Raw genomic sequence first — 13,743 nt, 5'->3', positions numbered from 1 at the left:
CTCCTTAGACGATAGGGTCGTGAACGGTGACAAGCTTGGTGCCGTCGGGAAAGGTCGCCTCGACCTGGACGTCGTGGATCATCTCGGGCACGCCGTCCATGACCTGATCACGCCTGAGCACTTCACGCCCCAGGCTCATCAACTCGGCGACACTGCGGCCATCGCGCGCGCCCTCCATCACCGCAGCGCTGATCAACGCCACCGCTTCCGGGTAGTTGAGCTTCAGGCCGCGGCCCAGGCGGCGCTCGGCCAGCAGCGCGGCGGTGAACAGCAGCAGTTTGTCTTTCTCTCTTGGGGTCAGCTCCACGGCGTCTCTCTCAGGTAGCCCAGATGCGCGGCGGGCATGGCGCCAGGCCGAGTACGGCCGGGCGCAGCACATGCCAGAGGCGCTGCAGGGTGTGTTGCAGATGTTGGTTGTCGTGATCGAGCAGGCGGATCACCAGCAATTGACCGAGCAGGGTCGCGCCTGCTGGGTTGGCGAGCTGCTCCAATTCGGCGCGGACCTGCTCGAGCAGGGCCTGGTCGGCCGGGGCCGCGCAGAAGGTCGCGAGCAATGGGTGCTCGGCAACTTTCGCCAGGCGCCCGCCTTCGATGCGCAGGCGCTCGTGCAGGCCCGGATCATCCGCCAGCTCGATGCGCAGCCGGCTGTCCAGCGCGCCCTGGCTGAAGCGCTCGTTCATCACTGGCCGGCCCAGGCACAGGGTCTCCCAGGCCAACAGCCGGGCACCGGGTTCAAGGGTAAAGCGGCTATCAAGGCTGGCCCTGGCGCCGGAGAAAAAGATGCTGCCTTGTGGCAGCCACTCCAAGGTGCTGCCCGCGGCCAGGTGAAAGTACTGCGCAAGCCGCGCGGTGGGCCCGATGCTGCGATAGAACTTGCTGGCGCCCGGCATGGTGAGCAGTGCATGGCTGCCAGATTCGAGCTGGATGTCCAGCTCCAGGCGGTCGCCCGCAACGATGCCCCCGGGCGGATGCAGGATGTACACATGGCACGGTGCACCTTCTGGGTAGAACGGGCGCTGCACCAAAAGAGGTCCAAAATGCTTGCGCGCACCAAGGCGGGTCACTCCGTCGCGCTCGACGAAGCGCAACTGCAGGTGGGCGCTCCAACCCGCGTCCTGTTCGATTTTCTCTGGTTGTTCCGCCTGCAACATCCTGCGGCCCCTGCAAATCCGTGGCGCTATGGCCGGTTATGAGGGTCGGGGCAAGCAGCGAAGTTGCTGTACCAGCCTGACCACTCGATCAAATTCGATGGCTGGATATAGCAGGTTGCGGGCCAACTACGCAGGTGAACGATTGTGAAACTGTTAGCGCAGATGCTCTGGCATCGAGCACCAGCGCCTGGGCGCACAATCGCAGGGCGATGGATTGCTCCGATACGGTGCCCGCGATGCGTCCATTCCACCCCCAAGATGAAATAGAGAAACTTCCTACACCCCTTTAGGAAGTCAAAAATATCACTGAGAAATGCTTCTTCGTTAGTGTCGGGACTTGAGCCCGAGGCAGCCCATTCCCTGCGTGGCTGTTAGCGCACAACCCGCAGATCCGCCAAATGGATGGCCGCTTCCCAGCAGACAAGGACTTCTCATGCCCCGCCAATCCAATCTTCGTTACAGCGTGCAACCCTTGGTCGGCGACGCCGCATTCGAGGTGGTCTCGTTCACCCTCGATGAAGCCTTGAGCACCCCGTTCAAGCTCAACCTGGAGCTGGTCAGCGCAGACGCCGACGTCGACTTTGCCCAGCTGCTCGACCAGCCTGTGCTGTTCACTATCTGGGACGGCCCACGCCCGGTGCGCTACGTGCACGGCCTGGTCAGCAGCTTCAGCCAGGGTGACAGCGGCTTCTCTCGCACCCGCTACCAGGCACTGGTCGAACCGCAGCTGGCCCGCGCCAGCCTGCGCTCGAACTGGCGGATCTTCCAGCAAAAGACCGTGCCGCAAATCCTTGAGCTGATGTTCCAGGCCCAGCGGCTGAGCAACGTCAGCCTGGTGGCCTGTTTCGACCATCAGGTTCGCGAATTCTGTGTCCAGGCCGGTGAAACCGACCTCGACTTCCTGTCCCGCCTGGCCGCCGAAGAAGGCTTTATCTACAGCTTCGAGCACAGCGCCACCGGCCATCAACTGATCATCACCGACCGCCTGCTGGAGATGGGCCTGATCAGCCGCAGCGTGATCAAGGCCGAAGACGACGATGAGGGCTTCGTCGATGACGTCGAAACGCCCGACGCCGACCCCATCGCCGTGCTCTACCAGCCCAACGGCGGCGGCGATCAGGCCAAACCCGCCCTGCACCGCTTTCGCTACAGCGAACAGGTACGCAGCGCCCGCCAGGTGCAGCGCGACTACAGTTTCAAGCACCCCGCCTACCGCCAGGAGCATGCCGCCACTGCCAGCGACCTGCAGCACCAGTCCCCGGCCTACGAGCGCTTCGACTATCCCGGACGCTACAAGCGGGATGTGGTCGGCAAGCCGTTCACCCACAACCGCCTCACCGCCTTGCGCCACGATGCACGCATCGCCCAGGTCGAAGGCGACGATGTGCGCCTGCAACCGGGCTTGAGTTTCAACCTGATCGACCACCCGCGCGAAGACCTCAACGTCCACTGGCGGGTGATCGGCGTGCACCACGAGGGCTGCCAGTTCACCAGCCTGCAGCAAGAGGCGTCGGGCGCCGACCAGGGCACCCGCTACCTGCAACAGGCGACGTTGATTCCCGGGCGCATCGAGTGGAAACCCGCCCTGCTGCCCAAGCCGCATATCGACGGCCCGCACATGGCCACCGTGGTCGGCCCGGCCAACGAGCAGATCTATTGCGATGAATGGGGCCGGGTCAAGGTCAGCTTCCCCTGGGACCGCGACAGCCAGGAAAATGAGTTCAGCTCGTGCTGGGTGCGCGTCTCGCAAGGCTGGGCCGGCGGCAGCTGGGGCGCGATGGCCATCCCCCGGATCGGCCAGGAAGTGATCATCCACTACGTCAACGCCGATCCCGACCAGCCGCTGATCACCGGCCGAACCTACTGCGCCAACCAGCTACCGCCGTACGAGCTGCCCAAGCACAAGACCCGCATGACCATCAAAAGCCAGACCCACAAGGGCCAAGGTTTCAATGAGCTGCGTTTCGAGGATGAGCTGGGGCATGAGGAGGTGTTCATTCATGCGCAGAGGGATCAGAACACCCACGTCAAGCACAACCAAACCACCTTCGTCGGCAACGACCGCAGCGAACGGGTCGAGCATGACGAGACGGTCTCGATTGGCAATGACCGCCGCGAAGACGTTGGCCGCGATGAGTCCGTCAGCATTGGCCAAAACCGCCTGCATGAAATCAGCAATGACGACAGCCTGACCATCGGCCGCACGCAGACCATTGTCACCGGCCAGGATCGGATCGAAACGGTCGGCAATCACCGCCAGGACAAAACCACCGCCAATCATTCGGTGGAAATTGGCGGCCATCTGCAGCAACAGGTGGCCGGCCATGTCGAGCTACGCGCAGGCCAAGCGATCAAGCAGCAGACCCAGGTGTTTGACATTGAAGTCGCCGACAGCCTGACCATCAAGAGCCCAGGCGGACTGCTTCGGCTCGATGGCGCCGGCATTACCCTCGAGGGCGTGGCCATCACTATCAAAGGCCCGGTGGCGCAAAACGCTACCGGCAGCAGCAACGCGTTTGCCATCGACGGCGCGCCAGTGGTAGGCGAGCCGATATGCGTCAGTTGCCTGCTCAAAGCCATCCAAGAGGGCCGTAGCGTAGTGCGCATGGAAGGAGCCGGCCAATGAATGATGCTTTCAGAGACGCCCTGTTCACGCCTTTGCGCGAGTCTTCGCAGTATCGCCTGGCCGCGATCGTCGAGCTCGGTCGGCTCAGCGAACAAGAGCGAGAACGGCTCGCGAGCAAATGCCCAGGCAGGCTGTGGTCGCTTTTGCAGCAGAGCGATTTCAAAAACCTGCTATCGGTGGCCCCCTGCCTGTGTGTGCCGCGCGAGGGCGCCAGCCTGGAAGGCCAGTGGGACTTTTTCTGGATGCTCAATGAACTTGCCATGCAAGGCATCTGTGGCTGGATCGTCAGCAAACTGCCGGCCGCAGCGTTGCTTGAGCACCTCGGCCAAGCCAACATCGTGCGGGCTGCCGATGGCCATCGCTACCTGCTGCGCTATCACACCGAACACAGCCTGAAAGTGCTGCATGCACGCCGGGATCTGCCAGACATCGCGCACTGGCTGGCACCTATCCATAGCTGGTGGGTGCCCTATCCCGATCATCAAAAACAATCCTGGCAGTGCCTGAGCGGAGGTGACCTGCCTGCCGGCAAGCGCCTGTCTGGCCTGGCGCTTGACCAGGCGTGCTGGCATGCACTCAGCGGTGAACCGCTTAGCCAGCGCCTTGCCGAGCAACTCAAAAGCACACTGGCCGACAGCGGTATGCCTGCCCGTTGTCACGGAGTGCGCCTTGGGCTTGCCCAACACCATCTTGCTCAAGCGCGCGCCGCCGGCCTGACCCGGCAAGCGGACTTGATCACCTATGTCAATTGCATGGCTGTCCACGAGACCACCTTGAAAACCTGCGCTGCGTGGCAGCACGCCTTGGATCAAGCCCGTGCCAATACCCGCCTGCTCGCCGACGCCCTGGCCCAGGCGAACATTCAATCGCTGCAGTAAGGACGCTCAGATGATCGCTTGGCAAGACTTCCTCGAGCTCAACCGCAAATCCTGCGAAGAACTCAGCGAGCAGTTCGACCTCGGCCCCGCCGTCAGCTGCACCCGCACCTTCACCATCCTGCCGCTGCGCTACGCCGTGGTTGGCGGCAACCCCGGCCAGCGCAAGCGTTTGCCCGATCTGGCCGAGCACCTGCGCCAGCCCCAGCAGGTCGCCACACTCAAGCATGCGGCCTATGCCATACGCCCTTTGCGCGAAGGGTTCCTGTATGTGATGGAACAGCGCACCAGCACTGGCCGCGCTACCCTGCACCGGCCCTATCGGATTGCCGCCAACGGCTCGCTGTCACTCACCGAGCCCGACGCGCCCTGGGAGCCACCGCCAGCCCTCGGCGTCCGGGACGTACTCAGCAACATCGCCTGGGCCTTCAACGTGCACGACCTGGACGATCTGCAAGCGCTGCGCGTGTTCTACAGCCCCGACCCGCTGACCGTAGCCGCCCAGCAACAATTGCTGCGCCGGCGGCACAGCCTGCCCGCCGTGAACATCGCCCGCTTCACCGGCACAGCCTGCCCGACGCCCGAACCGCATGTGCTGACCCATGACCAGCTCGAACAAGTCGCCGACTTTGCCGCCGAGTACGATCCGCAGCTGCGCACCCTGCTCCAGCGCCAACTGTTCAGCACACCCAGCGTCCTCTCCCTGGCCGGCGTCCGGCAGATGCTCAGGCCCATGGCAGACACGCTCAAGCCACGCGGGGTTGCCCTGGTGGTCGAAGATGCCATCGGCATCACCCAAGAGCTCAATGCCTGGCGCAACGCCGGTCTTGAACACCTCAAGGACTGGCTGGAAACCACCGAGCCGGCCGGCCCCGACGGTAAGCCCGGGCCGAGCAACGAGCGCAAGACCCTGGTCGCCCAAGCCTTCACCGAGCTGCACCAGCAGTTCAGCGAACGCAAGGTCGCCGCGCTCATGGGCCGGCACGCCGAAACCTTGCGCGTGCAGCTCAAAGACAGCGATCAAGCCTTGCTGCCAGGGATGAACCGCGAAGGCTGGAATCAGTTCAAGGACACCCTCATCGATATCAACAGCGAGCTGGTGCGCCAAGACCTGCAAGCTCGCGCCGAGCGAGGCGAGTTCGCCAAACAGTTCGAACAACGCTACCTGCCCCGGGTCAACCTGGGCGGTATGCGCGTACAGCTTGGCTGGTTCCGCCAGGAGAGCGAAGAAGCGCAACGACTGGCCGAGGCACGCGCCGACGACCATCTGGCCTGGCTGCTCAGCCCCACCTTGCTGGAGGCATTGGCCTACTACGACGACAACGACCTCAACAGTGGGCTGTGCTTCGCTCACCAGAGCGGCTTGTGTGTCATCGGCATGGAAGCGGTGCCAGCCGGCGCGCGCCTGTTGGCCCAGTGGTGGCAAGCCGAAGAAATGACCCCAGCCAACCTGGCGCTGCGCTCGTTCGTGTTCAACCAGCGCGACATCGCCCAGGTGCTGGAACAAACCCGGCTGAAGCTCGCCAACCTGCAGGCGCCCGCCGACCCGTGGCAGATGCTCGACACCACGCTCAAGCAGGCCAAGGAACTGGCTGCCCAGTTCAGCCGCGTCGATGGCCACCTCGATCAGCTTGCCGAGCACAGCCAGATCAACACCGCTGGCGCCCTGGCCTGGCTGGGCCAGCTGGGGCGAGAAAGCCTGCAGGCAGGCATGCCCAACAGCAGCGACCACCGGCTGCATCGACGCTTGACTGCCTACCTGGTGGCCTCGCTGGGTGAACAGGCGTTGAACTTGCGCCTGGCCGAACACGCCCAGGATGGCCGCACCCCCTCCCCCGGACGCGTCGCCGCCCCCATCGTGCGCCGCCTGGAGCAAGCCTATGTCGACAGTGTGCGAGGCGCGCAGAGCAATGCGTTCTACCGATTGCGGGTCGCCAGTGGGTTGTTGCTGCTTGAGGCGAGCCTGCTGTTGCTGCAGGGGCAGCGGGACAACAAGGATCGGCGGTTCTGGAGTGAAGTGGCAGCTGCGGGGTTGACCAGTGCGGCGGCGGGGATGGAGTTACTCGCGGTGGGGACCGAACAGGCGCTGGCCACTGTAGGTCAGGGCTCGGCAGCGGCGCGGGGGGCGCAAGTCAGCCTGGGGCGCTTTCGCTTGTGGGGAGCGGGGATGGCGGCTGCGGGAGGGGTTGTTAGTATTTTTTGGGATGTTGCAGATGCAATTGACCACTTCGAAAAGAAGGATTCCTCAGGAACAAGAACATCCAAACTATGGGCAGCCTATTCCCTACGGGCCATTGCAACGGGAGCACTCGTAATTGGCCAAGGTGGAGTCGCATTTTCGCAAGCGGGTATGTACCTCGAATGGTTAGCACTACGTGGTAACAATAGTCCTGGCTCGCTTTTTCTTCGGCTTTCGTCACTATCCAACCAACTTGCTGCAAATCGAGCTATTATGTTGCTGCTTAGCCGGCTCGGCTGGATTGGTGGAACAGTAGCACTCGGCGCAACTACTTATTTATTGGTAATGAATGACAACGCCTTGGAACAATGGTGCGACAAATGTTGCTTTAGCCTAAAGCCAACAGCGAAACGCTATAACTCTGACGCAGACGAAATGGTGGAATTCTTAGCGTCCGTCACCGAGGTATTGTAATGTACTTTTTTGAATGGGGATCATGGGAAGCCGCCATCGAGCCAGATGCGGATAAAAAAGAAAATGCGCGAGCCCGTAGGTTGCGAAAAAAAATCACCCCCTATGAAAATGAACAAGCAGAAGAGCAAGCCGCAGCAAAAATAAGCGCAAGCGAAACACCAAAAAGCCGCGGGCCCGTCTATGCCTACAACAAGCAGATACTTGAAATACGTAGCGGGATGTTCGAAGAAAAACGTGGATTGATTGGTATTTTGTCACTAACCTGGATCAGCCTAATTGTAACGGGAACAGTTGGAATTATGGTTGCAGCATCATGGATAGTTGAATCCATAACAACTGAAGCAGCAATCTCTAGCGAACATGTTTTCAAAATCACATGGCTTCTCCTACTGACTTTCCCTACAGCCTGGCTGTACTTTAAGTTCGGCCTTCGCTTCACCCGACTGGAAATGTTCACCTCGCGCCACCTGTTGATTCGCTTCAACCGTACTACCCAACAGGTCTATCTTCATCGACCGCCTCACTGTGGCGGTATCGTGGTTCTGCCGTGGGAAGGAGTCGCTTCAAGCGGGTCCGCCAACAAGTACGCCATTGCTGACGGCGTGGGCGTGCCGCTGGCGCTCCACTGGTCAGCCCGGGTCACAGGCACTCTGCACCCCGAACTGGCCTGGGTCGGCAAATCAGCAAACCATCAAGGAGAAATCCGCGACGAGTGGGAGTTCATCCGCCGCTTCATGGACGAAGGCCCCGAAGGACTACCGCGCCCGCGCATCACCTCGCACTTCCCCTGGCCATGGCAAGCGTTCACCCCGCAGTTCGAAGGGGTCACGCACTATTTTCGCAATGCCTCGAAGCTCATCAAGGTCGGCCTGGTCCTGATCTCCCCCGCCTTCTTGATCATCGGCACCGGCCACTGGCTCAGCCTGCTGCTGTGTTGGAAACCGCGCTGGCCCAAGATCATTCGCCAAGCCGGCATGCCAGGCAAGCCTGTACCGCCGTTGACGACCCTTGCCGACTATCCACCGCACATTCAGCAGCGCCTAAGAGAAAACGCCCACCTTTGGGCCGTACGCCCGGGTCAACGCCCGGAGAAGAAACCGCGCAAGGTCTCTCGTACCCGCAAAGCCGAACCTAAGCCTTCGTAACCAGCAACCAGACGCAAAGCCCGGCCCCCCTACAGAATTAGGAGCAATAATCGATGACCACGCAAAACACCAAGCAGGATGCGCTGGGCGCTGGCCTACTCATAAACTTCCAAGACGCCGAGGCCACCCGCGAGCACACCCCGCCACCCACAATCAAATCCCGCCCCGAAGCTCACGCCTCGCTCTATGCCGCCGACCCACAGTTTCAATTACGGGGCGCCTTCAGCAATCAGATGATCGATGCAGCAATGCCGTTATTTGGCTTGGCGATGCGTCTGCAAACGCTGGACGGCCACAGCGATATTGCGCAGCTGTACAAACAGGTTCACAACCAGATCAACCAAGTCCTGGAGGAAATGCGCCAACACGCGTATGAGCCGACCCAGTTGCTGGCCTATTCGTACTCGCTGTGCCTGTATCTTGACGAGACCGTGATGCGGACGGACTGGGGCAAGAACTCCAGCTGGAGCCAACAGCCATTGCTGAGCGACTTTCATCAGGAAACCTGGGGCGGGGAGAAGTTCTTTACCGTGCTGTCGCGCATGATGCAGGAGCCGCAACGCTTTCAGGACGTACTGGAGTTCATGTACCTGTGTTTGTGCATGGGCCTCATGGGCAAATACGCTATCGAACCCAAGGGTGACGAGGCTGTACAAGCACTGATCGTCAAGTTGCACGCGATCATCCGCGAGCTCCGAGGTCCAACACCCGAGTTCTTTGCAGACTCATCACACAATGTTGCCCCGCGCAATTTTCGCATGCAGCGCCAGTGGCCGTGGTGGAGCCCCTTGCTGATCAGCGCTGTGGCCCTGGCCGCGCTGTACGGCTTCTACAGCTATCGCTTGCAGATGATTACCGATGAAGTATTGCAATCGCTCAATGGCATTCTGCAGTAGGCATTGAACGAAACCGGCTGAGACGAGCACGAACTGCGCTACAGTAGCGGCTCGCCAATGACCAAGGACGTCCCATGCACCTCGCCCCCGCTATCCCGATCCTGCGCATCTTCTCGGTCGACAAGGCCAAGGAGTTCTACCTCGACTTCCTCGGTTTTCAACTCGACTGGGAGCATCGTTTCTCGCCAGACCTGCCGCTGTACGCGCAGATCCACCGCGATGGCCTGATCCTGCACCTTTCCGAGCACCACGGCGATGCCTCGCCCGGCGCCACCATTTTTGCCCGGGTGGAAGACCTGCGAGCGTTGGAGCGCGAGTTGCAGGCCAAGCAATATGGCTATTCGCGCCCCGAGGCTGAGCCAGTCGACTGGGGCTTGCAGATGCAGATCTGGGACCCGTTCGGCAATCGCCTGCGCTTCTGCCAGCAGATTGACGACAGCGCTCAATGAAGGCCTTGAGCAAACGCGACCTGGCCCGCCTGGAGCGTGAGCTGGTGGTTTGCCTGACCGAAGCCTGCGAGACCGCCAAAAGCGAGATCGTCGGCTTCACCTGGCTCACCCACCGCCTTGCGCCAGACAACTTTCCTGCCAGCCTGCGCATCACCTGGGTATTCGAACAAGAAGCCGACAAGGACGCCGCCGTGGCAGGAGCTGCCAAGGCGCGCATGCTCGAGCTGACTGCCAAGGCCCTGAGCGAGGCTGGCGTGCACCTGGATCATGTCGCCTGGCACGTGCGTTTCGACAGCGAGCAAGCGTGCCAGCGCAGCCATGCTGGCGACTGGGATCGGCGTTTGCTGGGGCGCTGAGCGGCGCTGTTGGTGCTCGACGAGCCGAACACTCATCTCGACCTGCCTTCGCTGCACGCGCTGGAACTGATGCTCGGCCAGTTTCGCGGGGCAATGCGGGTGGTTGCGCATGACCTGGCCTTTATCGAACGCTTGCAGCCAACCGGCAATCTGCGGCTGTGACTGGGCGGCGAATCTATGACTGGGCGTTTCCGATCTGCGGCGGATGTATTATCGTGGCGAGGTGCGCAAATAACAGCAGCCTGAGCGATCGGGCATCTGCAAGACAAACGAGGGTGTCATGAGTAACGAGATTAACTGGGACAAGCTTGGCTTCGACTACATCAAGACCGACAAGCGCTACCTGTCCGTGTTTCGCGATGGCGAGTGGGACAAGGGCACCCTGACCGAAGACAATGTGCTGCACATCAGCGAAGGCTCGACTGCTCTGCACTATGGCCAGCAATGCTTCGAAGGCATGAAGGCCTACCGTTGCAAGGATGGCTCGATCAACCTGTTCCGCCCCGACCAGAATGCCCTGCGCATGCAGCGCAGCTGCGACCGCCTGCTGATGCCGCGCGTGCCGACCGAACAGTTCATCGAAGCCTGCAAGCAGGTGGTCAAGGCCAACGAGCGCTTCGTTCCGCCGCACGGCAAAGGTGCCCTGTACCTGCGTCCGTTCGTGATTGGCGTGGGTGACAACATCGGTGTGCGCACCGCACCGGAGTTCATTTTCTCGATCTTCGCCATTCCGGTCGGCTCGTACTTCAAAGGCGGCATGACCCCGCACAAGTTCCTGATCTCTGACTTCGACCGCGCCGCGCCGCAGGGCACTGGCGCGGCCAAGGTCGGTGGCAACTACGCCGCCAGCCTGCAGCCTGGCTACGAAGCCAAGAAAGCCGGCTTCGCAGACTGCATTTACCTCGACCCGCTGACTCACAGCAAGATCGAGGAAGTCGGTTCGGCGAACTTCTTTGGCATTACCGCCAACAACGAGTTCGTGACGCCCAAGTCGGCCTCGGTATTGCCAGGTATCACCCGCCTGTCGCTGATGGAGCTGGCCGAATCGCGCCTGGGCCTGAAAGTGATCGAGGGCGACGTACAGATCAACAACCTGGAGCGTTTCGTCGAGGCTGGCGCCTGTGGCACCGCTGCGGTGATTACCCCGATCGGGGGTATTCAGTACAACGGCAAGCTGCATGTGTTCCACAGCGAGACTGAAGTCGGTCCGGTGACCACCAAGCTGTACAACGAGCTGACCGGCATCCAGAGCGGTGACGTCGAAGCGCCGGCAGGTTGGATCGTCAAGGTCGACTGATCACGTTTTACCCCTTCATCGCGGGGCAAGCCCGCTCCCACGCCTGCCTGGGCAGGATTGTGGGAGCGGGCTTGCCCCGCGATGCATTTGCGCGCAGATGAATTTTTCTTAAATCGCCCTTTGTCTATTCTTTGGCACAATCAAGTCTCCATTCGCCGCCCAGGAACCAGCATGACCCGCGTACTGACCATCGAAGACGACGCCGTCACCGCCCAGGAAATCGTCGCTGAACTGTCCAGCCACGGCCTTGAGGTGGACTGGGCCGATAACGGCCGGGAAGGCTTGTCCAAGGCCATTGCCGGTGGCTATGACCTGATCACCCTCGACCGCATGCTGCCCGAGGTCGATGGCCTGACCATCGTCACAACCTTGCGCAACCTCAAGATCGCCACGCCGATCCTGATGATCAGCGCCCTGTCCGATGTCGACGAGCGGGTGCGCGGCCTGCGCGCTGGCGGCGATGACTACCTGACCAAGCCATTCGCTTCCGACGAGATGGCCGCCCGGGTCGAAGTGCTGCTACGGCGCAACAGCGTGCCTATGACCCAGACCCGCCTGCAGGTCGCCGACCTTGAGCTGGACCTGATCAGCCACGAAGCACGCCGCGGCGAACAGACCCTGAACCTGCTGCCTACCGAGTACAAGCTGTTGGAATACCTGATGCGCCATTCCGGCCAGGTGATCACTCGGATGATGATCTTCGAGGAGGTCTGGGGCTATCACTTCGACCCCGGCACCAACCTGATCGATGTACACATTGGGCGTTTGCGCAAGAAGATCGACTCGCCCGGCCAGTCGCCGCTGATCCGTACCGTACGGGGCTCGGGCTATGCCATTGCTGAACCCGTCTAAGGGCTGGAGCTCCTCGACCAGCCGCCTGTTGGCGCTGTACAGCTTTCTGTTCGTGGCCTGGAGCAGCATCCTCATGGGGGTGCTGTACTTCGAGGTCTCCAGCTACCTGAACAAACTCACCCGCCACTCGATGCTGCAGCGCCAGCACTTGTTCGCCCACATGAGCGGCAAGCAGCTGGACGATGCACTGATTGCCAGCCAGGCCTTCGAAGAGCGTAGCTTTGACGCCTACGGGCTGTTCGACGCCCAGCTCAACCCGATTGGCGGGCGGATCCGCAGCATACCGCCGGAGTTGGGGCTGGACGGCAAGATCCATGAGCTCAAGCGTTGCCTGGACGCAGATGACCCACACATGCTCAGCGACAGCTGCGATGCCGTGGCGATCAAAGTTCAGGATGGCCGCTGGCTGGTGCTGCTACGCGATAATGGCTCGTTGTTCGTGGTCACCCGGATCATCCTCGACGCCCTGCTCTGGGGCATCTCGCTGACCCTGATCCCAGGCTTTGCCGGCTGGTACCTACTGCGTCGACGCCCACTCAAGCGCATCCGCGCGGTGCAGGCCAGCGCCGAGTTGATCGTCGCCGGCGACCTGACCCACCGCCTGCCGCTGTCCGCACGCCGCGACGAGCTGGACATGCTCGCCGCCATCGTCAATGCCATGCTCGATCGCATCGAGCGGCTGATGCACGAGGTCAAGGGTGTGTGCGACAACATTGCCCATGATCTGCGCACACCGCTGACCCGCCTGCGCGCCCAGCTTTACCGGATTCGTCAGCAAAGTGGCGATGATTCGCCGCAGGCCGAAGCGCTGGACCAGGCCATTGGTGAAACCGACACGCTGATGGCACGCTTCCGTGGGCTGCTGCGCATCAGCGAGTTGGAAGACCGCCAGCGCCGGGCCGGGTTCGTCGAACTCGATCCGCATGCCCTGTTAGTCGAGCTGCATGATTTCTACCTGCCGCTGGCCGAGGATGGCAGCATTCGCCTGAGCTTGGAGCAGCCGGCGCAGTTGGCGGCGCTGCACGGTGATCGCGAACTGCTGTTCGAGGCGTTGGCCAATCTGGTGGGTAATGGCATCAAGTTCACCCCAGCGGGTGGCCAGGTGAGGATCGTCGCCCGGCAGGATGCCGAGGGCGTGCATATCGCCATCGAGGACAGTGGACCGGGGATTCCCGAGCAGGAACGGGCTGCGGTGTTGAAGCGGTTTTATCGCAGTGACGAAGGTCACCGGCATCCGGGGTTTGGGCTGGGATTGTCGATCGTGGCGGCGATCGTGGATTTGCATGGGTTTAGGTTGGAGGTTGGCGAGAGTGAACTAGGCGGGGCAAGGTTGGTGCTGCACTGCCCGCTGGCCAGTTGAAGCCTGGGGCCGCTTTGCGACCCTTCGCGGGCAAGCCCGCTCCCACAAGGACTGCGCGGTCCCTGTGGGAGCGGGCTTGCCCG

The 13,743-nt window shown here is 61.7% G+C and carries 13 protein-coding genes; 11 read left to right on the top strand and 2 right to left on the bottom strand.

Annotated elements, in window-relative coordinates; translation table 11 throughout:
• Nucleotides 1–4: 4 nt before the first annotated feature.
• Nucleotides 5–307 (bottom strand): urease subunit gamma, encoded by a 303-nt coding sequence (locus OIU19_RS00065; protein ID WP_186556975.1) that lies wholly within the window; start codon nt 305–307, stop codon nt 5–7.
• A gap of 10 nt (nt 308–317) precedes the next feature.
• Nucleotides 318–1,151: an urease accessory protein UreD gene (locus tag OIU19_RS00060; protein WP_264232457.1), complete on the bottom strand. Its 834-nt coding sequence runs from the start codon at nt 1,149–1,151 to the stop codon at nt 318–320.
• Between the two features lie 433 nt (nt 1,152–1,584).
• Here OIU19_RS00060 and OIU19_RS00055 point away from each other — a divergent pair, with 433 nt between their 5' ends.
• The 11 genes from OIU19_RS00055 (at nt 1,585) to OIU19_RS00005 (ending at nt 13,660) form a co-directional block, all read left to right on the top strand.
• Nucleotides 1,585–3,777: a type VI secretion system Vgr family protein gene (locus OIU19_RS00055; RefSeq protein WP_264232455.1), complete on the top strand. Its 2,193-nt coding sequence runs from the start codon at nt 1,585–1,587 to the stop codon at nt 3,775–3,777.
• Nucleotides 3,774–4,655: a DUF4123 domain-containing protein gene (locus OIU19_RS00050; protein WP_264232453.1), complete on the top strand. Its 882-nt coding sequence runs from the start codon at nt 3,774–3,776 to the stop codon at nt 4,653–4,655. The genes OIU19_RS00055 and OIU19_RS00050 overlap by 4 nt, the downstream gene beginning before the upstream one ends.
• Nucleotides 4,656–4,665: 10 nt before the next feature.
• Nucleotides 4,666–7,305 (top strand): T6SS effector BTH_I2691 family protein, encoded by a 2,640-nt coding sequence (locus OIU19_RS00045; RefSeq protein ID WP_264232452.1) that lies wholly within the window; start codon nt 4,666–4,668, stop codon nt 7,303–7,305.
• Nucleotides 7,305–8,450: a DUF6708 domain-containing protein gene (locus OIU19_RS00040; protein ID WP_264232450.1), complete on the top strand. Its 1,146-nt coding sequence runs from the start codon at nt 7,305–7,307 to the stop codon at nt 8,448–8,450. The genes OIU19_RS00045 and OIU19_RS00040 overlap by 1 nt, the downstream gene beginning before the upstream one ends.
• 53 nt (nt 8,451–8,503) lie before the next feature.
• Entirely contained in the window at nt 8,504–9,346 is an 843-nt protein-coding gene (icmH, locus tag OIU19_RS00035; RefSeq protein ID WP_264232448.1) for a type IVB secretion system protein IcmH/DotU, read from the top strand.
• 74 nt (nt 9,347–9,420) lie between these two features.
• Nucleotides 9,421–9,795: a glyoxalase superfamily protein gene (locus OIU19_RS00030; RefSeq protein ID WP_186555270.1), complete on the top strand. Its 375-nt coding sequence runs from the start codon at nt 9,421–9,423 to the stop codon at nt 9,793–9,795.
• Nucleotides 9,792–10,151: a hypothetical protein gene (locus OIU19_RS00025; protein WP_264232447.1), complete on the top strand. Its 360-nt coding sequence runs from the start codon at nt 9,792–9,794 to the stop codon at nt 10,149–10,151. The genes OIU19_RS00030 and OIU19_RS00025 overlap by 4 nt, the downstream gene beginning before the upstream one ends.
• A 12-nt stretch (nt 10,152–10,163) precedes the next feature.
• Nucleotides 10,164–10,313, top strand: coding sequence for a hypothetical protein (locus tag OIU19_RS00020; RefSeq protein ID WP_264232446.1), 150 nt, complete (start codon nt 10,164–10,166; stop codon nt 10,311–10,313).
• A 118-nt stretch (nt 10,314–10,431) separates the two neighbouring features.
• Complete coding sequence (locus OIU19_RS00015) at nt 10,432–11,448, top strand: branched-chain amino acid aminotransferase (RefSeq protein WP_264232445.1); 1,017 nt, start codon at nt 10,432–10,434, stop codon at nt 11,446–11,448.
• A gap of 171 nt (nt 11,449–11,619) precedes the next feature.
• Nucleotides 11,620–12,300: a response regulator transcription factor gene (locus OIU19_RS00010; RefSeq protein ID WP_186555266.1), complete on the top strand. Its 681-nt coding sequence runs from the start codon at nt 11,620–11,622 to the stop codon at nt 12,298–12,300.
• Nucleotides 12,278–13,660, top strand: a complete 1,383-nt coding sequence (locus OIU19_RS00005; protein WP_264232444.1) for a HAMP domain-containing sensor histidine kinase — start codon at nt 12,278–12,280, stop codon at nt 13,658–13,660. Before OIU19_RS00010 ends, OIU19_RS00005 begins: the two co-directional genes overlap by 23 nt.
• Nucleotides 13,661–13,743 lie beyond the last annotated feature (83 nt).

Source organism: Pseudomonas sp. BT-42-2 (genome assembly GCF_025847435.2).
GTDB lineage: Bacteria > Pseudomonadota > Gammaproteobacteria > Pseudomonadales > Pseudomonadaceae > Aquipseudomonas > Aquipseudomonas urmiensis.
This window is presented reverse-complemented; position numbering and strand designations above follow the sequence as displayed.

Excerpts from the sequence above, each read along its gene's own strand:
- OIU19_RS00060 (WP_264232457.1), bottom strand. The coding sequence starts at position 1,151 with ATGTTGCAGGCGGAACAACCAGAGAAAATCGAACAGGACGCGGGTTGG.
- OIU19_RS00055 (WP_264232455.1), top strand. The coding sequence starts at position 1,585 with ATGCCCCGCCAATCCAATCTTCGTTACAGCGTGCAACCCTTGGTCGGC.
- OIU19_RS00050 (WP_264232453.1), top strand. The coding sequence starts at position 3,774 with ATGAATGATGCTTTCAGAGACGCCCTGTTCACGCCTTTGCGCGAGTCT.
- OIU19_RS00045 (WP_264232452.1), top strand. The coding sequence starts at position 4,666 with ATGATCGCTTGGCAAGACTTCCTCGAGCTCAACCGCAAATCCTGCGAA.
- OIU19_RS00040 (WP_264232450.1), top strand. The coding sequence starts at position 7,305 with ATGTACTTTTTTGAATGGGGATCATGGGAAGCCGCCATCGAGCCAGAT.
- icmH (WP_264232448.1), top strand. The coding sequence starts at position 8,504 with ATGACCACGCAAAACACCAAGCAGGATGCGCTGGGCGCTGGCCTACTC.
- OIU19_RS00030 (WP_186555270.1), top strand. The coding sequence starts at position 9,421 with ATGCACCTCGCCCCCGCTATCCCGATCCTGCGCATCTTCTCGGTCGAC.
- OIU19_RS00025 (WP_264232447.1), top strand. The coding sequence starts at position 9,792 with ATGAAGGCCTTGAGCAAACGCGACCTGGCCCGCCTGGAGCGTGAGCTG.
- OIU19_RS00015 (WP_264232445.1), top strand. The coding sequence starts at position 10,432 with ATGAGTAACGAGATTAACTGGGACAAGCTTGGCTTCGACTACATCAAG.
- OIU19_RS00010 (WP_186555266.1), top strand. The coding sequence starts at position 11,620 with ATGACCCGCGTACTGACCATCGAAGACGACGCCGTCACCGCCCAGGAA.
- OIU19_RS00005 (WP_264232444.1), top strand. The coding sequence starts at position 12,278 with ATGCCATTGCTGAACCCGTCTAAGGGCTGGAGCTCCTCGACCAGCCGC.